Raw genomic sequence first — 21530 nt, 5'->3', positions numbered from 1 at the left:
GGGGTCGGGTTTGTGGTGATACAAAAACGGCGTGCCCTGAAGCGTGCTCTGGCCGCTGCGCAGGCCGAGAATCAGCAAGCCGGACAACCAGCCGCCAAGCTGGATCTCAATTTGCCGGAGCAGTAACCCTCGTACTGAAGTGGCGTGATGCCAGAGATAAAAAACCGCCCTGATAAGTAGGGCGGTTTTTTTAGTTCATAAACAGAACAAGCTGGCTATCAGTGTTCGCCGATATAGACATCCTTGTTCTGCTCGCGGATCTCGAGGAACTTGTCCAGATTGGCCATCATCAGCTCGACCAGCTGGGGGTCGAAATGCTGCCCCTTCTCCTCTTCAATCAGGGCCAGCACCTTGTCCAGCGGCCACGCTTTCTTGTAGCAGCGATCCGAACCCAGGGCATCGAATACGTCAGCCAGTGCCACAATCCGCCCCTCCAGCGGAATATCGGCCCCCTTCAAACCGCGGGGATAGCCACTGCCATTCCACTTCTCATGGTGATTACCTGCGATGGTGGCACCAATCTGAAACAGCGCCAGATCGCTGCCGGAGAGCATATCCTGCCCGAGCTGGGCGTGGGTTTTCATGATCTCCCACTCCTCCGGCGTCAGCTTGCCCGGCTTGTGCAAGATGGCATCGGGAATTCCCACCTTGCCAATGTCATGGAGCGGCGAGGCACGTTTCACCAGCTCGCTCTGCTCTTCGCTCATGCCCATCAGGTGGCAGAACTGTTCGGTATAGAGCGCGACCCGTTTGACGTGCAGTCCTGACTCTTTGGAACGGGTTTCGACCAGTTCGCCGATGCGATAGATGATCTCCCGCTGGTTGTCGGCGATCACCTCATTGAGCCGGATATTCTCCAGCGCCACTATGATGTTTTCAGTAAACAGCGTCAGCAGACTGGTATCGATCTGGTTGAGCTGGCGGGTGGTCTCGATGTGGAACAGCAGATGGTGGCGCGGATTCTGGCAGTAGAGCACCATCTGGGTGGCGTTATAGACATTGCTGCGCTTGCTCATGGCCTGGCGCAGGATCTCCGGCGCTTCTGTGAGGAGCATGGCGGGATGGCCGGGGAGCAGGGGCTCCAATACTTGATCCTTCACCTCATAGGCGTATTGCTTGACGTCGTATATCTGGGTTTCCCCCAGATGGAGCAGGGCGCTGAGCTGCTCCTGGGCGCCTTCGACAAACTGGCGCAACGCCCGTTTCTCAAAGATCCCCTTGGAGGCTTCGATGACTTTTTCCAGCCCCTGACGGTTACTCTCCAAGGTGCGGATATCCCGATAGGATCGCAGGCTGGCCCGCAGCAGGGTGCGCAGCTTCTGGGAGGTGAGCTCGGTTTTATCCTTGTAGTCGTTGATGTCGTAGTTGGTGACCACGTCATCTTCCGGCGCCTGGCCGGGTTGGCCGGTACGCAGCACGATGCGTACCATCTTGTTTTGCAGATCTTCACGGACGTATTTGACGACATCGAGGCCGGCGTGGTCGACCTCCATCACCACGTCCAGCAGCAACAGGGCAACGTCCGGGGTGGTGGCCAGCAACTCTTTGGCCTGTGCCGCGGAATAGGCATGCAGAAAATCGATGGGGCGATTGTCAAACTCGAATTTGTTCAAGGTGATTTTGGTGATGCGATGCACTTCAGGCTCATCGTCAACAATCATCACCTTCCAGCCCGCTTGCTGTGCGTCGGGGAGGGAGAGATCGTCATCATCAATAATCAGGATCTGGTCATCCATCATACAATCCTGTTTGGCATCCTGTGCTTACATTAACTGCTTCACTAAGGATAGGAAACTTATTGGGAAATAAAATTTGATCTCGAAAAACTATGGTCGAAATAAGCAAATGGAACCGTTTGTGACTGTGGCGTTGTCCGGCTGCTTTCTTTGCCCAATCATGGAGCTAGCGTGCATAAAGCCTATTTCTGGATTGGGGTGTGTACGCCAGTGGTTGGGGATGTTTGAATCCAGTTTGTAGCTATTAGACGAGAAATAATCTTATTTGATAGTAATTCCTATTTGCGTGTAGCATGGGCGACACACTCAACGAGGAGCCCCATCGTGTCCCCATCTCTGCCTCCCAATCGTCCCCGTCTGCTGACTGTCAAAGCCATTACCCAGATCACCACCCATTTGCGTCGCATCACCTTTGGTGGCAGCGAGTTGGCTGACTATCCCTTTACCTGCGGTGGGGCCCATATCAAGGTGATGCTGGCCCAGCCCCATCAGGTAGAGCCGGTGCTGCCTGCCATGACTCCGAGCGGCCCGCGTTGGAGTGACCCGGCTGACAAGCCGGTGATCCGTACCTACACCATCCGCGCGTTTCGCCGTGATGAGCAGGAAATTGATATCGACTTCGTATTGCACGGTGACGGCGGGCCCGCCAGCGCCTTTGCTACCCATGCCAAGCCGGGAGAGAAGGTGATCCTCTCCGGGCCGGGTGGTCCCAACCCCATGCTGCAACCGTCCGATCACTACTGCCTGGTGGGGGATCTCACCGCCTTGCCCGCCATCATGGCGATGTGTGAGGTGATGCCTGCCGAGGCCAGAGGGGAAATTGCGATTCTGGTGCCGGATCAGGCCGATGCTCAGCCGTTGACGCTGCCGGTCGGGGTGCGCTGTCACTGGTTTGTCGGCGAGCCCGAGTCCAGTGGCCTGCTGGAGCATGTGATTGCTCTGCCGCTGGTGGGCGATGGTGGCTTCTTCTGGCTGGGTGGGGAAGAGGCGCTGGTGCTACCGCTGCGCCGCCATTTTCGGTCTGTGCTCGAGGTGGATCGCCAGTCGCTCTACGCCGTGCCGTACTGGCGCCGGGGCAAGAGTGAAGAGGCCTATCATCAGACCCGTCATGATGTGATGGATAATTAAGCGGACGCGAAAGAATACCTGATTCACGCTTGCAAATAAAAATGATTTGCATTTAGTATTGCGCCGTCTGGGTATTCGTGCGGGCGGCGTTTTTATTTCCGTTGACACAAGAGCGCCCTGTTTTCACGTCGGTTTGGCTGCATGTTGTCAGACCCAACGCAAGGAGTCGTAAAGGGTGGTTAAGTACCAGACCCCTCTGTTCTGGCTGGCATTGTTCCTTCTCTGCACGCTGTTTTGCCTCTCGCTCGCCACTGGTGCGGGCGTCTATGGTGCCCGCGAAGTGCTCGGCTACCTGATGGGGGATGCCCGCTGGGCTGGAGACGAGAAGCTCGCCATGGTGCTCAATACCTTGCGACTGCCGCGCACCCTCTGCGCCATGGTGGTCGGCGCCTCTTTATCGCTGGCTGCCTCCTTGTTGCAGAGCGCGACCCGCAATCCGCTGGCGGAGCCCGGCCTGCTCGGGGTCAACGCCGGGGCCGTCTTTGCGCTGGTGGTGGGGCTCACCTGGTTCGGGGTGGAGTCTGCCTATGGCTATCTGCTCTGGGCCGGACTCGGTGCGCTGCTCGGCAACGTGATTGTGCTGGGGCTCGGCATGATGATTGGCCGCTCCAACCCCCTCAAGCTCATTCTGGTCGGGGTGGCGCTCTCGGCCACCTTCGGCGGTCTCTCCAGCTTTTTGCTGCTCTCCAACAAGATGGTGCTGGAGCAGTACCGCTTCTGGAACCTCGGCTCCCTGTCGGCGGCCAATCTCGATGCCATCATAGCCGTACTGCCCTTCGTGCTGGCGGCGTTTGTCATCACCTTGCTGCTCTGTCGCCAGCTGACCCTGATGCAGATGGGGGACAGTCAGGCCCAGGCGCTCGGGATCCGCCCTAACCGGGTGCGAATTGGTGTGCTGCTGGCCGCCACCCTGTTTACCGCCAGTGCCATCGCCATCGCCGGCCCCATCGGCTTTGTCGGTTTTCTGGCCGCCTACTGTGGCCGACTGGTGGAGCCGGTGAAGCTGTCGGTGCAGGTCTGTTTCTCCGCCCTGTTCGGCATGTTGTTTCTGCTGCTGGCCGACATTCTGGCGCGCTGGCTGATCCAGCCGTTCGAGCTGCCAAACGGGGTTATTCTGGCCCTGATTGGCGCGCCTGTACTGATCGCCATTGTTCATCGCGGGGGCTTTCGCACCCTGCTGACCGTCAAGTGAGGGGCTGATGCGTACACCTACCGATATGCTCTGCCTGCGGGCCGGCAACCGCTCTTTGCTGATCCATCTGCCAAGCTGGCGCTGGCTGGTACTGCTGGCCATGGCGCTGCTGGCGCTTGCTCTGCTGGCCCTGAGCGTTGGCGGCGGCAAACTCGGCTTTGCCGGGGTGGTCAACACCCTGCTGGGGGAGGGGACGCGGCTTGAGCAGCTCACCCTGTTCAAGATCCGGCTGCCGCGCATCCTTGGGGTGGTGGTGGCGGGGGCGGCCATGGGGCTTTCCGGCTGTCTGGTGCAGACTCTGGTTCGCAACCGGCTGGCCACACCCGACATGGTGGGGGTCAACAACGGCGCCTCTCTGGCCATCATCGTCTTCTCCCTCTACCTGACGGTAGGCAGCTGGCCCTGGTGGGCGGCCCCCATCGGCGCCATCTTCGCGGCGCTGGTGCTCTATGCCCTCTGCCGCAAACCGGGTGAGCAGGGCTATCTGTTCGTGGTGATCGGCATCGGTCTCTCCGAACTGTTCGAGGCGCTCGGCCAGTTTGTGATGTCCACCCAGGCCCTGCTGCACCTGAGCTCCCTCTATTTGTGGAATATGGGCAGCTTTATCGCCGTGGGGTACAGCACCATCACCCCCATCGCCATCCTGTTGCTGGTGCTCTGCCCGTGGATCGTCTATCTCTCCCGCGCGCTGGCGGTGCTGCGCTTTGGCCCCGAGATGGCCAGAGGGCTTGGCGTCAACGGCGATCGGGTACAACTGGGCATTCTGGCGCAGGCCATTCTGGTGGCGGCGCTCGGCACCGCCATCGGCGGCCCCGTGGTCTTTATCGCTATGGCAGCCCCCATTCTTGCCTCTTGGCTGGTGAAAGACCGGGTGGTGCCGCTCTGGCTGGCGGCACTCAGCGGCGCCTTGCTGCTGCTTGCCAGCGATACCCTGGTCCGGGTGCTGGCAAGCCCTCACGAGGTGGCGACCGGCATCATGACCCGTATTCTCGGCGGCCTGTTGCTGCTGTTTCTTCTTGTTAACGATCGCCAGAGGGCTGACTGATGACGCTCACCGTAAATCGCCTCCATTTCGCCTATCAGCAGACCCCTATTTTGCGGAACATCTCTTTCAGCGTGCCGAGGGGCAAGCTGGTGGGGATCGTCGGCCCCAACGGCTGCGGCAAATCGACCCTGCTCAAGCTGCTATCCGGCCAGATGAAAGCCCAACGCGGCGAGATCCTGCTCAAAGGCAAACCGCTTGCCAGCTATCCCATGAAGGGGCTGGCGCGGGAGCTCGCCTATCTGCCCCAGCGGCCGACCCTGCCTGCCGGCATTCTGGTGGAGCAGTTGGTGCAGTATGGCCGCCACCCTCATCAGGGCTGGTTCAATCAGTGGGGCGAGGAGGATGCCCGCATGGTGCGCAGCGCCTGCGAGCGGATGCAGCTTGAAAGCATCTGGCAGCAGAGCGCCGCGTCTCTCTCCGGTGGGCAGGCGCAGCGGGCGTGGCTGGCGATGATCCTGGCGCAGGACAGCGACATGGTGCTGCTCGACGAGCCCACCAGCGCCCTCGATATCGGTCACCAGACCGAGGTGATGGAGGCGATCCATCGCATCACCGCCGAGGGCAAAACCGTGCTGCTGGTGATCCACGATCTGGCGATGGCGGCCCGCTACTGTGACGAGCTGATCGCCATCGGCGAGGGGAGCATTGCCGCCATGGGCCCGGCCCGGGAGGTGGTGACCAAGGATCTAATCGACCGGCTCTACCAGACCAGTGTCGACATTCTGCATGCCCCCGGCGACGGGGCGCCCATTATCGTGCCCCGTCGCCACGAACATGGCCGCACCCTGCGTTCGGCGAGTTGAGTCATATGGGCCTGCTCTGTTGGCCCGCCGAGTGTATTTACGCGGCCGATTATCCGGGCCGTGCAACGAGAAGGAGTGAGATGATGAAGCGTTTTGCCGCCCTGGCAGCAGCCATCCTGATGCTGGCCGCGCCGCTGGTTCAGGCGCAGGATATGCGTGAAGTGACTGATGCGTTTGGCCAGAAGGTGCAGGTGCCAGTCCAGCCAACGCGGGTGGTGGTGCTGAGCGAGCTCGAACTCGACAGCACCCTGACCCTGGGGCTGACCCCCATCGGCGCCGTCAATGGCCGTGGTCAACCCACCTTGCCCCGCTATTTGCTGAACAAGGCGGGCATGGGTATCCAGGTGATCGGCGATCTCGACAGCCCCAATCTGGAGTCGCTGATTGCGCTGGAGCCCGACCTTATCCTGACCGGCCAGACCCGTCCAGAGCTGCTGACTTTGCTGGGGGAGATCGCGCCGACCGTGGTGACCAGCAAGTGGGGTGAGCCGTGGCAGGATAGCTTCCGCCGCACCGCCCACACCCTCAACCGCGACCAGCAAGGGGATACTTTCTTGCTGCAGTATGCCGAGCGGCTGACTCAGGCCCGCAGCAAGCTGGCCAAGCATCAGGGGGAGAGCATCAGCATAGTGCGCTGGAACCCCAAGGGGCCGAGCTTTATGTATCAGGGCACCTTTGCCAGCAGCGTAGTGGAGTCGATGGGGCTGGTACGCCCAAGCAAGCAGCAGGGTTCTGGCGCACCCCACTCACCGGCGCTGAGTCTGGAGTCCCTCAACTTGCTGGATGCTGACTGGCTGGTGGTCGGTACTCTGAGCGCCACCGGTGATGCGGTGGATGCCATGCGTCAGGCGGAGCAGACCCCGGCGTTCCAGCAGCTGCCGGTGATCAAAGCCAAGCGCTTTGGCGCTGTGGACGGGTCGCTCTGGACCTCCAGCGGCGGCCCGCAGGCGGCCCTCAAGGTGATCGAGGATGTGGAGCAGTTGCTGGCAACCCGCAGCTGAGTGCTATCGCGCGCCAGAGGTTGACCACACGAACAGGTTGATCAAAAGAAGAGGGAGGCTGATGCCTCCCTCTTGCGTTGTCACTGTCTATCGTGACCTTTTCGGCGAGCCAGAGCCGTTTATTGCGGCTGGATGGCTGTCACTGTGAGCTTGCCGCTCTGGCTTTCGGCATGAAAGTGGATGGCATCCCCCACCTTCAGCCCCTTGAGCTGGGCCGGATCTGCCACTCGAAAGACCATGGTCATGGCGGGCATCTTGAGGTTCTCGATCGCCTCGTGCTTGATGCCGACCTTGCCGCTCCCCTCATCGAGGCGGGTAATGACCCCCTTGGTCATCACCATTGCGCCCTGTTCGCTCATCTCACCCGTCTGGCTCATCTCGTGCCCTTCATGGTGCATCATCTCTTCGGCTTGCAGGTTGGTCTGGGTGGCAAGGCCAAGCAGCAATGTCAGGGTCAGCGTTTTGTAGTTCATGATGGTTTCCTCATAGTTCAGTCAATATGGATCGTGAAATCGGGTTATTCGGATTGCGGGTTCGCGCCCTTGCCAAGGCTGCGGCTGCGCCACAGGTAATAGGCCGCTGGCAGCACCAAGAGGGTCAGCACCAGCGCGCTCACCATGCCGCCGATCATGGGGGCGGCGATGCGCTGCATCACCTCGGATCCGGTGCCGTGGCTCCACATGATGGGCAACAGGCCGGCGATAATAGTCACCACCGTCATCATCTTGGGACGCAGGCGCAGGGCGGCGCCGTGGATCACCGCCCGATGCAGACCCGCCTTGTCCGGCTTGCCGCTGGCCACCAGGTCATCCCAGGCGTGGTTGAGGTAGACCAGCATCAAGACGCCGGTCTCTACCGCCACCCCCGCCAGAGCAATAAAGCCCACCCCGACCGCCACAGAGAGGTTGAAGTCGAGCAGCCAGAGGGTCCAGATCCCCCCCACCACCGCCAGCGGCAAGGTGGTGAGAATGAGCAGTACCTCCTGAACGCGGCGAAACGCCAGATAGAGCAGCAGCACGATAATGGCGACCGTCAGCGGCACCACGTAGGCGAGGCGCGCCTTGGCCCGCTCCATGTACTCGTATTGGCCAGACCAGGTGAGGGCGTAGCCTGCCGGCAGCACCAGCTGTTTGTTCACCTCGGCCTTGGCCTCATCGACGAAGGAGCCGATATCGCGGCCGCGAATGTCGACGTAGACCCAGCCGTTGAGGCGTGCATTCTCGCTGCGCAGCATGGGGGCCTCGTCGCTGATGTAGACCCGGGCCACGTCCGCCAGCGCGATGCGCGCCCCGCTCGGGGTCACCACCGGCAGCAGCTCAAGGCTCGCCACCGAGTCACGATAGCTCTGGGGATAGCGCAGGTTGATGGGATAGCGCTCGCGCCCCTCGATGGTCTGGCCCACCTCCATGCCGCCCACCGCGGTGGCGAGCACCGCCTGCACATCTGCGATGTTGAGGCCATAGCGTGCTGCTTTCAGCCGGTCGATATCCACCTTGACGTAGCGGCCACCCGCCACCCGCTCGGCGTAGACCGATGAGGCGCCCTCCACCTTGCCAACGATCTGTTCGAGCTGTTGGCCGAGTTGCTGGATCACCTTGAGATCCGGCCCCGCTATCTTGATGCCCACCGGGGTCTTGATACCGGTGGCCAGCATGTCGATGCGGGTCTTGATGGGGGGCACCCAGGCGTTGGTGAGGCCGGGGAAACGGATGAGGGAGTCGAGCTCCTCTTTGAGCTTCTCCGGGGTCATACCGGGGCGCCACTGATCGCGGGGCTTGAGCTGGATGCTGGTCTCCATCATCACCAGATCGGCAGGGTCGGTGGCCGATTCGGCGCGCCCCGCCTTGCCGAACACGTTTTGCACCTCGGGCACGGTACGAATGAGCTTGTCGGTCTGCTGCAAAATCTCCCGCGCCTTGCCCACCGAGATATTGGCTGCGGTGGTGGGCATATACATGATGTCCCCCTCATCGAGCGGCGGAATGAACTCGGAGCCGAGGTACTTGAGCGGCCAGAAGCCCGCCACCGTCACCACGGCGGCGATGGCCAGGGTGGTTTTCGGACGGGCCAAGACGGCTTTGAGCAGCGGCACATAGCCCAGGCTTAGCCAGCGGTTCAGCGGATTGGCCTGCTCCGCCAGCACCTTGCCACGGATGAAGTAACCCATGATCACCGGCACCAGCGTGATGGCGAGCGCGGCAGCCGCCGCCATGGCGTAGGTCTTGGTGTAGGCGAGGGGATGGAACATCCGCCCCTCCTGCGCCTCCAGCGCAAATACCGGCAGGAAGCTGATGGTGATGATCAGCAGGGAGAAGAAGATGGCGGGCCCCACTTCGATGCTCGCCTCGGTGATGATGCGCCAGCGGTTCTTGTCGGTGAGCGCCTCCCGCTCCATATGTTTGTGGACGTTCTCGATCATCACGATGGCGCCATCCACCATGGCGCCGATGGCGATGGCGATGCCCCCGAGCGACATGATGTTGGCGTTGATCCCCTGCAGATGCATGACGATAAAGGCCACCAGAATGGCGATTGGCAGGGTGATGACCACTACCAGTGACGAGCGCAGGTGGAACAGGAAGGCGAGGCAGACCAGCACCACCACGGCGAACTCCTCCAGCAGCTTGCCGGAGAGGTTGTCGATGGCGCGCTGGATAAGGTCGGATCGGTCGTAGACGGTGACCACTTCCACCCCTTGTGGCAGGCTGCTTTTCAGCTCCGCCAGCCGTGCCTTGACTCCGTCTATGGTGTGCTGGGCATTCTCGCCGTAGCGCATGATGATGATGCCACCGACCACTTCTCCTTCGCCGTTGAGCTCGGCAATGCCGCGCCGCATCTGGGGTCCGGTGACCACATCTGCCACATCCCCCAGCAGCAGCGGGGCGCCGCGCACATTGGTGCCGAGTGGGATCTGCTTCAGATCCTCGACGCTTTTCAGATAGCCATTGGAGCGCACCATATACTCCGCTTCCGCCATCTCGATGACGGAGGCGCCTGTCTCCTGGTTGCCCTGCTTGATGGCGGTCTCGATAAGGGAGAGCGGGATGCCGTAGGCACGCAGCTTGTCCGGGTCGACCCGCACCTGATACTGGCGCACCATGCCGCCCACGGTGGCGACTTCGGAGATTCCATCCACCGTCTGCAACTCGTACTTGAGGAACCAGTTCTGCAGGGAGGTGAGCTGGCTGAGGTCATGCTTGCCGGTCTTGTCCACCAGCGCGTACTGATAGACCCAGCCCACCCCGGTGGCGTCCGGGCCGAGCTGGGGGCGGGCGGAGGCGGGCAGGTTGGGCGCGACCTGGCTCAAATACTCCAGCACCCGGGCGCGGGCCCAGTAGAGGTCGGTGTTGTCGTCAAACAGCACATAGACGAAGGAGTCGCCGAAGAAGGAGTAGCCGCGCACCGTGGTGGCCCCCGGTACCGCCAGCATGGCGGTGGTGAGCGGGTAGGTCACCTGATCCTCCACTACCTGAGGCGCCTGGCCCGGGTAGGCCGTCTTGATGATCACCTGCACGTCGGATAGATCCGGCAGGGCGTCCACCGGGGTCTGTTTGACCGACCAGAGCCCCCAGGCGGTGAGCATGAGGGTCAACAACAGCACCAGAAAGCGGTTGCCCACCGACCAGCGAATAATCGAGGGGATCATGGCTTGGCTCCCATATTGTGCTGGCTATGGTCCATGCCTTCCATCTTCTCCATCTCATCCGTTGCGGGCTTGGCTGCGTCGCCGCTTGCCGGCGCTTGCTCCTGATGAATGCTGGTGATGCGGTACTCATCCCGCTCCTGCATTACCTGCAGGTGCAGGGTCTGCCCCTCGACCAGCTTGCTGATGTCCACACCGTCGGCGACGGTGAACTCCATCTCCATGGCGGGCCACTGCCACTCGGGGATGGGCTGGTGGGAGACCATCAGGGTACGGTTGGCCAGATCGATGCTTTCAACCTCGCCCTGGGTCCACACCTGGGCGGGACGTACCGCCGTCATGCGCTGGAAGTCCGAGTCGATAGCCGATTCGGAGTCGAGCAGGAATTGGGCCGAGCTGACGATGCTGTCCCCAGCCTCTACCCCCGCCTTGATGGCGACCTTGTCGCCAAACTGGGGGCCTAGGGTGACGGCCACCGACTTAAAGCTGCCATCCCCCAGCGCCAGCACCAGCCGGTCCTGGCTGCCGGTACGGATCACCGCTTCGCTGGGCACCACCAATTGCGGCTCTCCCTTGCCCGCCTGAATCGTCACCTTGGCGAACATATTGGGTTTCAAAAATTCGTCCGGGTTGGCAAAGCGCAGCCGCACCTTGAGAGTACGGGTGGCGGCATCCAGAGTCGGGTAGAGGTAATCCACCTTACCTTGCCAACTGCGACCGGGGGCGTAGTCGAGGGTCATGGTGACCGGATCGCCCACCTTCAGCTGGGCCGCCTGACGCTCGAACACCTCGGCACTGACCCACACCTGCTTGAGGGTGCTGATGTTAAAGAGTGCCGCTGCGGGCTCCACATACTGGCCTTCGCGCACTTTCAGCTCGGAGACATAACCGCTGCTGGGGGCATAGATACGCACCGTCTCCTGCACCTGACGGTTGCGCTTGAGGGCGGCGATTTGATCCGCGGGTACCTGTAAGGATTTGAGCTTGCCCTCGGCGGCACGTAGCAGCAGCGGGTTGGCCGTGTTGAGGGCGAGCAGGTACTCGTGCTGGGCGTTGACCAGATCCGGGGCGTAGATCTCGTAGAGCAGTGAGCCTTTGGCCACCTGCTGCCCCTCGCTCTTGATGGCGAGGGTGCGGATCCAGCCCGCCATGCGGGCGTTGATGGCCTCTAGCCTGTCCTCGTCATAGCCGACGTAGCCCACCGTCTCGATCTGCTGGTGGATGGGCAGCTTCTCCACCTTGGCAAGCCGCACTCCCAGGTTCTGCTGGATCTCGGGGCTGATGGTGACGGTGCCCGGCGAGCCGCCCTGTTTTTCCTCATAGACGGGGATAAAGTCCATCCCCATGCTGTCTTTGGCCGGACCATCGCGCTTGTCGCGCGGATCCATGGGGTTGACCCAGTAAAGGGGCGTCTTCTCTTTGGCGGTTGCACCGTCGCTAGTCTGTTTGGCGGCCCAGTAGCCGCCACCGGCGCCAAGTGCAAGCAGCAGGGCCGATATCAGCAGTTTCTGGCTCATCGCACACCTCCACTTAGTGGCTGAGTGGCAAGTTTTTTGGCGGCGATAAGGCCGGTAACAGGGACAAGTGACATCATATCTCTTCTCTTGTGCACGCCGCCGGACGGGAGATGGACAAGGCATCACCCAAGGGATTGGCGGCAAACGGGGCGCAGCTGTATCAGCGCGCACGGCTCCCTGTGAGCGGGCCGGTTTGGCCGGGGCACAGGGTCAGGCAAGGCGGCAGGATACGGGCAAGCCGAGGCTTGCCGCTGCCGCAAGAGAAGATCTTTCTAGTGGCGCAGCACCGACAACATCAGGTGTCGGCGTGGCCATGAGGGAGGGTGAGTACCGCGCGAGCGCAGGAAGGGATCCCGCAACCAGTTATCAAGCAGTGACGCTGCGACGTTGTTGCCAAGTAGCAGGGGGAAGGTCAGCAGGGCGACCAGTACACCCAGCAGAGCCATCGCGCCGAAGGAGAGAGCATTGACGCCGGTCTGCATCTGGCACTCATCGCCCATGGCTGACCCCTCGTCTCCCTGATGGCAGGAGAGGGGCATGACATCGCCCGGGTGATCCATAGCGGGCATTGCATGAGAGATATCGCCATCCGCCATCGCCATGGATGAATCGAACATCACCATCGACTGGGCGCTGCTTGAGGTCGGCTCGGAGGAGAGGGGAGAACCATGCCAGCTGATGCAGAGGGTCAGATTGCACACGAGCAGCAGAGCCAGCAATAGCCGGGCTAGCAGGGCAGAGGGCAATCTTGTCGCAAGCTGGGTGAGTGACAATCCGGTCATCCTTCAGGATCTGGTATCCAGACTCTAAACCTTGCTTCTGGGAGAAGGTCAAGGCGAGGGCTGGCGCTGTTGTTGCAGATAGATGTCGCTGTATTTCTCCAGCAGCTGATCTATCCACTGCCTCATGCCCGGCGCTTGCAGCATGGGTTCCAGCTGTTCGAGGGTGCCAAGATGGGGAGATTGTAGTGAAACAGAAATATAGAGCTCACCGCGCTGCAGTGGCCACTGCAGATCAGCCATTCCGCTGCTCGGGTAATTTTCGCTCAAAAACAGGCGGCCGGAAGAGCGGCCATAGGGAACGAAGTCGACCCGGTCACTGGCCAGCAGGCCAAATACCTGCTTGAGGGAGTTGACCCTGTAGATGCGGGTATTTGCTTGCAAAAAATCATCCATTTCGCTGCCAAGGCTGACGCCGATCATCATGGCTCCCCGCAGTCCGGTCAGATCCTCCCGTCGCTGCAGCAAGCGGCTGCCGGGTTGGCGTACGAACACAGCCATGTCATTGATGGCCATGGGTGTTCGGGTAAAGCGGGAGTAGTGTGCTCTCTCTTCGTTGCGCAGCGCACAGATATTGATGTCGACCTCTCCTTTCGCCACTTTCTGCTGACAGCGGGCCCAGGGGCCCACATAGGAGAGATCCACATTGAAACCCAACCGTTGATAGAGGGTACTGACTACTTCGGCACAAACGCCGATGATCTTGCCATCGCTCAGCCAGTTCCAGGGGGGATAATCGTGATGACCACAGGCGGAGAGGGTAGTGGTCGTCAAGGTCGTCGCGAGCCAGAGCTGAGCCAGCATATCCGGATCCTGTGCAAAAAAGTCTCGATGTGTGTCATTGAAGCACACCGCAGACAAAAAAATACCCCCGCACGGGCGGGGGTAGTTTGTTATCGGTGGAACGCCCGTGGAGAGCGTTACGGCTTGGCGCGTTTTTCCGACCCTTTCATGATGAGGCGGAAGAAGAGCGGGATAAAGAAGATGGCGATAAAGGTGGCCGCCAGCATGCCGCCGATGACCGGCCAGCCGAGAGCGTGACGGCTTGCGGCACCGGCGCCGCTGGAGGTGACCAGCGGCACACAGCCGAGGATGAAGGCCAGCGAGGTCATCACGATGGGGCGAAAACGCAGGCGCGCCGCCTCCAGTGCCGACTCGATGAGGCTCATCCCCTCTTCGTGCTTCATCACCGCGAACTCCACAATCAGTATGGCGTTCTTGGCGGCAAGACCCACCAGGGTCACCAGCCCGATCTGGAAGTAGACGTTGTTGGTGAGTCCTACCAGCCAGGTGGCTAGCAGGGCGCCGAACAGGGCGAACGGTACGGCTGTGATCACCGCAAACGGCAGGCTCCAGCGTTCGTACTGGGCTGCCAGGATGAGGAAGATCATCACAATACCGAAGCCGAACGCCATGCCTGCGCTACCGGCAGAGGCTTTCTCCTGATAGGCGGAACCGGTCCACTCCAGCTTGGCATCGTTGCCAAGGGTGCTGTTGGCCACCTCTTCCAGTGCGGCGATCGCCTGACCCGAACTGTAGCCGGGTGCCGGCTGTGCCATGATCTTGGCTGCCTGGAAGATGTTGAAGCGTTCAACCAGTTCGGGGCCGGTGGCATCACGGACCGTCACCAGGCTGCTGAGCGGGATCATCTCGCCGGTGTTGGAGCGCACGTAGACGTTGCGGATATCGCTCTTCTTAGCGCGGTAGTCCGCTTCGGACTGCAACTGTACCCGGTAGGTTCGGCCAAACTGGTTGAAGTCGTTGACATAGACCTGACCGAAGGTGGCCTGCATGGTGTCGAATACCGCATTGATCGGCAGCCCCAGCGCCTTGGCTTTCTCGCGATCCAGGTCGAGATAGACCTGCGGCACATTGGCACGGAATGTGGATGTGACACTGGCAAACTCGGGGCGCTCCTTGGCGGCGGCGAGGAAGCGCTGTACTTCGCCCGAAAACTCCTGGGCACTGCCGGAACCCCGGTTTTGCAGGTAGCCTTCCAGTCCGCCGGTGGTGGACATCCCCTGGATGGGGGGCGGGTTGAAGGAGGCAACAAAGCCGTCAGCCAGCCCCATCAGGCTCATCCCCTGCAGGGTTTTGGCCAGCTCGAAGGAGTCCTGGCCTGTCCCCTTGCGCTCGCTCCAGTCCTTCAGGGTAATGAAGGTGAGACCGCTGTTGCTGATGATGGCGTTGGAGAGGATGTCGAAGCCCGAGAAGGTGATCACATCCTTCACATTGGGATTGGCCATGGCGAGCTTGTCGAACTGATCCGCCACTGCCTGTGTCCGGCTCATGGCGGCGGCATCCGGCAGCATGACGGCGGAGATGAGGTAGCCCTGATCTTCGTTCGGTACCAGCTCGCCCGGCACTTTCAGGAAGAGACCGTAGATGGAGAGCAGCAGTACGGCGATGATGGCAAAAGCGACCCCCACCCGACGGTTCAGGAAGGCCACACCCCGTACATAGCCGCGGGTCAGCTGGTCAAATTTATCGTTGAACCAGACGAAGAAACGGGCCGGTTTGTGATGTCCCTCTTTCAGCAACACGGCGCACAAGGCCGGAGAGAGAGTCAGAGCCACCAGACCGGAGATGGCCACCGAGACCGCGACCGTGATGGCGAACTGCTTGTACATCACCCCTGTCATGCCACCCATAAAGGCGACCGGCAGGAACACGGCGCAAAGCACCAGCACGATGGCGACCACCGGACCTGAGACCTCCTGCATGGCGAGGATGGCAGCCTCTTTGGCGGAGCACTTCTTCTCGCTCATGATCCGCTCGACGTTTTCGAGCACCACGATGGCGTCATCCACCACGATACCGATGGCGAGCACCATGCCGAACAGGGTCAGCAGGTTGATGGAGAAACCGAGCACCAGCATGCCGGCGAAGGTCCCGATAAGTGACACTGGCACCGCGATACAGGGGATCAGGGTGGCGCGGAAGTTCTGCAGGAACAGGTAGACTACCACGAACACCAGCACGATCGCCTCGAACAGGGTGTGTACCACCTCTTCGATGGAGATCTTCACAAACTCTGTGGTGTCGTAGGGGATCTGGTACTCGATATCCTGCGGAAAGCGCTCCTTGAGCCGCTCCATGGTGGTGTGCACCGCATCGGCGACTGCTACGGCGTTGGCACCGGGCTGCAGATAGGTAGCGATACCGATGGCCGGTTTGCCGTTGGCGCGGGCCACCAGATCATAATCCTTGCCCCCCAGCTCGACCCGGGCGACATCGCGGACCCGGATCTTGGAGCCATCGGGCATGGAGCGAACTATGATGTTCTGGAACTCTTTCACATCTTCAAGGCGACCCTTGGTCTGCACCGTGTAGGTGAAGTCGATGGGGGTCGAGGTGGGCTGAGCGCCGATCTTGCCTGCCGCAAACTGGGTGTTCTGCTCGCGGATGGCGCTAATCACATCACTCGGGGTGAGTTCGAGCTGGGCCAGTCGATCCGGCCGCAACCAGATGCGCATCGCATAGTCGGTACCGCCAAACAGAGTGGTATCACCGATGCCGGGAATCCGCTTGAGCTCGTCGATGATGTTGAGTAGGGCATAGTTTGACAGATAGGTGGTATCAAACGAGCCGTTCGGCGACTGGAGGGTGACCACCTGCAGGATGGAGGTCGATTTCTTCTTGACCGTTACCCCCTGCTTTTTCACCTCTTCCGGCAGCTGGGCCATGGCGGCCGATACCCGGTTGTTGACGTTGATGGTGGCCTGATCCGGATCTGTGCCGATCTCGAAGTAGACGTTGAGGTTCATCTGGCCGTTGGAGGCCGAACCCGATTGCATATAGATCATCCGCTCGACGCCGTTGATCTGCTGCTCCAGCGGTGCGGCGACAGTCTGGGAGATCACCTCCGGAGTGGCCCCCGGATAGAAAGCGGTCACCGAGACCACCGGCGGGGTGATCTGGGGATATTGCTCGATGGGAAGCGAGCGCATTGCCGCCAATCCGCCCAGCACGATAATGATGGAAATCACGCTGGCGAAGATGGGACGCTCGATAAAAAACCTGGAAAACATACGAGCTCCTTACTTGGCCGCTGAGTGGCTGACCATCTTGGCGGTGATGGCTTTCATCTCGTCGGCAGAGACAGGTTTCACCACGCTGCCGGGGCGAGCCTTCATCAAGCCTTCGACGATGTAACGGTCACCGGCATTGAGGCCGCTGTCGATCAGCACCCCCTCGGAGACCACCGGGCCCAGTTTGACCGGACGGGGGATCACCTTGTTCTCGGCATCGACCACCATCACCATGCGGTCAGCCTGGGACTGGACGATAGCGCGGGGCGGCACCACGATGGCATTCTTGCGGGTGCCCAGATCGATGGTCATACGGACAAACTGGCCGGGCAGCAGCACGCCGTCCTTGTTATCGAAGATGGCGCGGGCACGGATGGTGCCGGTCTGGGGATCGACCCGGTTGTCGGAGAAGTTGAGCTTGCCCGCCTCCGGATAGAGGGAGCCATCGGCCAGACGAATATGGGTGCGCCAGGTGGTGGCATCCTTCGCCTCAATCACCCCTTTTTTTACCGAGTTTTCGAAGTTGAGGCGATCCTGCTCCGAGTAGGAGAAGTTGACGTAGAGCGGATCAAACTGGGTGATGGTAGTGAGCAGGCCGTTGTCGCCACTGGTGGAGATAAGGCTCCCCTCGGACTGGGAGCTCTTGCTCGCCATGCCGTTGATGGGGGCAGTGACCTTGGTATAGCTGAGGTTGAGCTCGGCCTCCTTCACCTTGGCCTGAGCGGCCTGATGGCTGGCGATGGCCGCTTCATAGTTGGCGATGGTGTCGTCATAGTCCTTGCGGCTTACCACCTGGCGCTTGAAGAGGGGAATGATGCGATCCCGATCGGCGCGTGCCTTGTTGAGTCTGGCCTGCTCCTGGGCCAGGGTGCCTTTGGCCTGCTCCAGCGCCACCTTGTAGGGCTCGGGGTCGATCAGGAACAGTTGCTGGCCGGCGGTAACCGGTTGGCCTTCCACATAAGTGCGCTTGAGCAGGATGCCACTGACCCGGGAGCGCACATCGATCTCGCGAAAGCCCGCAGTTTCGCCAACCATCTCGGTGGTGAGCGGCACATCGGTCAGGGTCGCCTCGTTGACTACCACGGGCACGGCCGGCATGGTTTGCGCCGTCTGGTTTGTTTCCCCGCCACAGCCGGCCAGTGCACCGGCCAGCGTCAGAGCGAGCATCCCCTGTTTGAATAATCCTGCTCTGGTGTTTGGCTCCATCATCATTTCACTCCTGTTGGCCCGATTGCGGCCATCATGCACACCTTTTTTTTCGGCTGACGTGATTAACTTCATGATTACAAATTAACTCATTGGATTATTGAAGTTTTTCAATCATAGAGCATGAACATTGAACCCAAGCTGCTTGATCGAAAAAGTTCTCTCTGTTCTTCACAACAGAAGCCGTTCTGCTGCTGAAAAATGGAATAAAGAGTGTCATATGAGAGCGATATTGCCGACAGGATAGTGCTTACGATGACAATAGCCAGGAGGAAAAAAAGGGGGGGGGGAGTATTGTGGCGGGCGAGAGGAGCCCTCGCCCGCACTCAATCAATCAGGCAAAGCAGGCCCAGATGGGGGCGTGGTCGGAGGGTTTCTCGATACCGCGCAGCTCGTAGTCGATACCGGTCTCGGTCACCTTGTCCTTGAGGGCGTCGGAGGCCATGATGAGGTCGATGCGCAGGCCGCGGTTCTCGTCAAAGCCCTTGGAGCGGTAGTCAAACCAGGAGAAACGCTCGCACTCGGTGGGGTTGGCGGCGCGGAAGGTGTCGGTCAGGCCGAACCCTTTCAGTCGCTCCATCCATTCGCGCTCGATAGGCAGGAAGGAGCATTTGCCATCCCGCAGCCAGCGTTTGCGGTTTGCCTCGCCGATGCCGATGTCGAGATCGGTGGGAGAGATATTCATATCCCCGATCAGCACCAGCTGGTCGTCCGGGGTGTGGTTGGTCTCGAGGTAGCGCTGCAGATCCTCGTAGAACTTCTGCTTGGCCGGGAACTTGGTCTCGTGATCCTGACTTTCACCCTGCGGGAAGTAGCCATTCATCACCTTGATGAGAGAGCCGTCTTCACGTTCGAAGGTGGCCATGATCATCCGGCGCTGGGCCTCTTCGTCATCGGTGGGGAAGCCTTTCTCCACCTTGACCGGCTTCTGCTTGCTCATGATGGCGACCCCGTAGTGGGCCTTCTGGCCGTGAAACTCTACGTGATAGCCCATGGCTTCCACATCGGCCAGCGGGAATGCTTCATCGTGCACCTTGATCTCCTGCAGGCCGATCACATCGGGCTGGTGCTTGTCGATGATGGCTTGCAGTTGGTGCAAACGGGCGCGCAGGCCGTTGATATTGAAAGAGATGATCTTCATGTCCGGGATGCTCATGTCATTTTTATAAGTGGCTATTGGACTAGGAATCGGCGGTGGATGCAAGTTTGGCCGCGGGCCTACATCAGTTGCAGGCACCGCGGGGTGGGCAGAGGTGTCAGCGGGTCATCTTTTTGACGAATACCACCACAAACAGCGCCAGCGTAAAGCTGCCGGTAAAGGCTTCAAAGGCGGCGAAGATCCTGGAGAGGCCGACCGGAGTGAAGTCGCCGTACCCCAATGTGGTGAAGGTGACCACGCTGTAGTAGAGGCATTCGAGCAGGAAGATGGCATTTTGCTCGAGCGGGGCACCGGGTTGGTAGATGAGGTGTTCGCCCTGAAAATGCAGTCCGCAGAAGAAGTAAAAAATGCTGCAGATAAAGATGAGCAGCAACGAGAAGAGCACCACCCGCATCGGGGCCTCGCCATAGCCGCAGAAGAGATCGACCACCCAGGAGGTAAAACGCTGGGTCGACCAGAACGGCAGTTGCAGGCGGCGCATGGTGAGCTCCTGCTGGATATAGTTGCCGGACATGGTGAAGATCCCCTGTGCCTCGGAGGCTTTGCGCAGATCCCGGTAGGTCTCTTCCGCCTCCTTGAACCAGATGCGCGCCTGTTTGGGATCCCGTTCGCGGCGCCCCTTGCGATCCTGCATCACCCGTTTGCCGGTCTGCATGTTGTCGAGCCGGGTGTTGTGCCAGCGGATGCCGAGCAGGTTGACGTCATCGAGGGTGGCGCACTGGAGGTTGGCATCACTGAGATCGGCCTTCATCAGGCTGCCGCCCTTCATGCGCAGGCCGTAGAGGTGACCACCGCGCAGGTTGGCGCGATAGAGGTTGCACTGCTCCAGCAAAAATCCCTGATCGGACTCCTTGTTGACCAGATTGAGGCCCGCCAGATTGGCCCGTGACAGCTGCAGGCCGTGGCAGAGTCCGCCAGCGCGAACGTACTGTTCAAGCGCCTCGGCGGTGTGGGCTTCCTGATGGGTATGGTGGGGATCATGCCAGTGGCAGAGATCGTGCTCGCCAGCCTCTTCACTGCAGTGGCGGCCATCGGCCACCAGATAACGACACATCGCCATCTTCGTTTCCCTCGCATTGCCGAACTGGTTTCAGCATAGGCGGGGAAAAGGGGGCGCGGCGGCGTCTTAGCTGAACTGGTTGAACTCCTGACGCAGCTTGCGAAAACGCTCCTGCTGGGCCGGGTTGAGGGGGATACCGTCGAGCACGTCCAGAGTGTCTTTGCACTCGGCACCAAATTCCGGACTCTTGCGGTTTTTCTGCATCAGTTGCAGCAGCACCTGGATCTTGTTGAGAGCCGCACCGGTATTGGCGGGGGCGCGGCGCAGGGCCTCGCGAAAATGACCGAGGGCCTGCTCCAGCTCGCCGCTCTGATAGGCCTTGATCCCCAGATCGTTGAGCTGCTGGTAGCGCTGACGACGCTCCAGCACCGTCTTGTCATCCCGGGTTGCCTGAATGCAGGTGGTGAGCAGCCGATCTTCGTCCTCCGCCAGCAGCCCTTGCAGGCTTTCGGCATATTCGAACTCGCCGAGCTGATAGAGGGCGAGGATGGTCTCACCAAGCAGGGCGGGGGGCATGGTGGCCGGTTCATCGAGCCAGTTCTGATTGGCGCGATAGAGCATCTTCTTGCCCTTGAGCAGCTCCCCCAGCGCAATCTGCACCCGGGCCTGACAGATCTGCTCGAACACCGGGTAGTTGAACTCCGACATCATCAGCGAATCGCGGATGCGCGACAGGGCAGAATTGACCTGCTTTTGCAGGTTGGCGATGTGGTAGCTGTCGTTGCTGTTGAGGGCGTAGAGGGTCAGGGTCTGGATATAGGCCCCCAGATAATGGGGCGTGCGGTGAATGGAGTTGCGTGACAGGTCGATCAGCGACATCAGCACATCCTTGGCCTGGGCGTAGTCGTGGCGCTGCAGGCACACCTCCGCCAGCCGGCGGGAGAGTTGCACCGACTGGGGGGAGATATCCACCGCCCGTCTGAGCTCCTGCTGCGCCTGCTCGTCATTGCCAAGGGCCAGCAGGGATTCTGCCAGCCAGAGGTGAGCCTCCACCATCAGCGGGGTATTTTTGAGGGTCGCCTGCAGATGGCTGACCGCCTCTTCGTGGAGCCCCAGGGTGTTGCAGGCCTTGCCCAGTGTCAGGCGGGCCCAGCTGTTCTCCTGCCCGGCCAGCAGCTGGCGCATTAAAGAGCGCGCCTCCTGTGCCTGACCCAGCTTGAGGTGGGTATCGGCCTGCAGGCAGCGGCAGTAGTTGGCAAAACGGGGCACCGCATCGGCCCGCTCGGCACA

At 60.8% G+C, this 21530-nt stretch carries 16 protein-coding genes and 1 pseudogene; 6 read left to right on the top strand and 11 right to left on the bottom strand.

Features of this window, described 5'->3' with window-relative positions:
- Positions 1-126, top strand: a pseudogene (locus AB5Y85_RS04065) (TIGR03503 family protein); the annotation flags it as partial.
- Positions 127-218: 92 nt separating this feature from the next.
- Here AB5Y85_RS04065 and AB5Y85_RS04060 read toward each other — a convergent pair.
- Complete coding sequence (locus AB5Y85_RS04060) at positions 219-1736, bottom strand: HD domain-containing phosphohydrolase (protein ID WP_368221224.1); 1518 nt, start codon at positions 1734-1736, stop codon at positions 219-221.
- 324 nt (positions 1737-2060) lie between these two features.
- Here AB5Y85_RS04060 and AB5Y85_RS04055 point away from each other — a divergent pair, with 324 nt between their 5' ends.
- The 5 genes from AB5Y85_RS04055 (at position 2061) to AB5Y85_RS04035 (ending at position 6905) form a co-directional block, all read left to right on the top strand.
- A complete protein-coding gene (locus AB5Y85_RS04055) occupies positions 2061-2864 on the top strand; it encodes a siderophore-interacting protein (RefSeq protein WP_368221222.1) in 804 nt (267 codons plus the stop codon).
- A 175-nt stretch (positions 2865-3039) separates the two neighbouring features.
- The gene (locus AB5Y85_RS04050; RefSeq protein ID WP_021231225.1) at positions 3040-4056 is read left to right on the top strand and encodes an iron ABC transporter permease; all 1017 of its coding nucleotides are present in this window, start codon (positions 3040-3042) and stop codon (positions 4054-4056) included.
- A 7-nt stretch (positions 4057-4063) separates the two neighbouring features.
- Entirely contained in the window at positions 4064-5101 is a 1038-nt protein-coding gene (locus AB5Y85_RS04045; protein WP_257686645.1) for an iron chelate uptake ABC transporter family permease subunit, read from the top strand.
- Positions 5101-5904, top strand: a complete 804-nt coding sequence (locus tag AB5Y85_RS04040) for an ABC transporter ATP-binding protein (protein WP_368221221.1) — start codon at positions 5101-5103, stop codon at positions 5902-5904. The genes AB5Y85_RS04045 and AB5Y85_RS04040 overlap by 1 nt, the downstream gene beginning before the upstream one ends.
- Before the next feature lie 83 nt (positions 5905-5987).
- On the top strand, positions 5988-6905 hold the full coding sequence (locus AB5Y85_RS04035) for an ABC transporter substrate-binding protein (RefSeq protein WP_368221223.1): 918 nt from the start codon (positions 5988-5990) through the stop codon (positions 6903-6905).
- A gap of 119 nt (positions 6906-7024) precedes the next feature.
- Here AB5Y85_RS04035 and AB5Y85_RS04030 read toward each other — a convergent pair whose 3' ends face one another.
- From AB5Y85_RS04030 to AB5Y85_RS03985, 10 genes are all read right to left on the bottom strand, one after another.
- Complete coding sequence (locus tag AB5Y85_RS04030; RefSeq protein ID WP_139460317.1) at positions 7025-7378, bottom strand: copper-binding protein; 354 nt, start codon at positions 7376-7378, stop codon at positions 7025-7027.
- 44 nt (positions 7379-7422) lie between these two features.
- Complete coding sequence (locus tag AB5Y85_RS04025; RefSeq protein ID WP_201904207.1) at positions 7423-10551, bottom strand: efflux RND transporter permease subunit; 3129 nt, start codon at positions 10549-10551, stop codon at positions 7423-7425.
- Entirely contained in the window at positions 10548-12065 is a 1518-nt protein-coding gene (locus AB5Y85_RS04020) for an efflux RND transporter periplasmic adaptor subunit (protein ID WP_368221220.1), read from the bottom strand. Before AB5Y85_RS04020 ends, AB5Y85_RS04025 begins: the two co-directional genes overlap by 4 nt.
- A gap of 272 nt (positions 12066-12337) precedes the next feature.
- Positions 12338-12838 carry a hypothetical protein gene (locus AB5Y85_RS04015; RefSeq protein WP_368221219.1) on the bottom strand — a complete coding sequence of 167 codons (501 nt, stop codon included), beginning with the start codon at positions 12836-12838 and terminating at the stop codon, positions 12338-12340.
- 57 nt (positions 12839-12895) lie between these two features.
- Positions 12896-13648, bottom strand: a complete 753-nt coding sequence (locus AB5Y85_RS04010) for an ABC transporter substrate-binding protein (protein WP_257686639.1) — start codon at positions 13646-13648, stop codon at positions 12896-12898.
- Positions 13649-13764: 116 nt separating this feature from the next.
- A complete protein-coding gene (locus AB5Y85_RS04005; protein ID WP_257686638.1) occupies positions 13765-16875 on the bottom strand; it encodes an efflux RND transporter permease subunit in 3111 nt (1036 codons plus the stop codon).
- A gap of 9 nt (positions 16876-16884) precedes the next feature.
- Positions 16885-18087: an efflux RND transporter periplasmic adaptor subunit gene (locus AB5Y85_RS04000; protein ID WP_257686637.1), complete on the bottom strand. Its 1203-nt coding sequence runs from the start codon at positions 18085-18087 to the stop codon at positions 16885-16887.
- Positions 18088-18415: 328 nt separating this feature from the next.
- The gene (xthA, locus tag AB5Y85_RS03995) at positions 18416-19222 is read right to left on the bottom strand and encodes an exodeoxyribonuclease III (protein WP_160881474.1); all 807 of its coding nucleotides are present in this window, start codon (positions 19220-19222) and stop codon (positions 18416-18418) included.
- Positions 19223-19337: 115 nt separating this feature from the next.
- The gene (locus AB5Y85_RS03990) at positions 19338-20300 is read right to left on the bottom strand and encodes an ion channel (protein ID WP_005353221.1); all 963 of its coding nucleotides are present in this window, start codon (positions 20298-20300) and stop codon (positions 19338-19340) included.
- A gap of 66 nt (positions 20301-20366) precedes the next feature.
- Positions 20367-21530 (bottom strand): tetratricopeptide repeat protein (locus AB5Y85_RS03985; RefSeq protein ID WP_368221218.1); only part of this gene is annotated, 1164 nt, incomplete at its 5' end.

The sequence above is a fragment of the Aeromonas sp. R3-1 genome (genome assembly GCF_040908345.1).
In the GTDB taxonomy this organism is placed as follows: domain Bacteria; phylum Pseudomonadota; class Gammaproteobacteria; order Enterobacterales; family Aeromonadaceae; genus Aeromonas; species Aeromonas veronii.
Note: the sequence above shows the minus strand (reverse complement) of the source record. Positions and strands in the feature narration are given on the sequence as shown.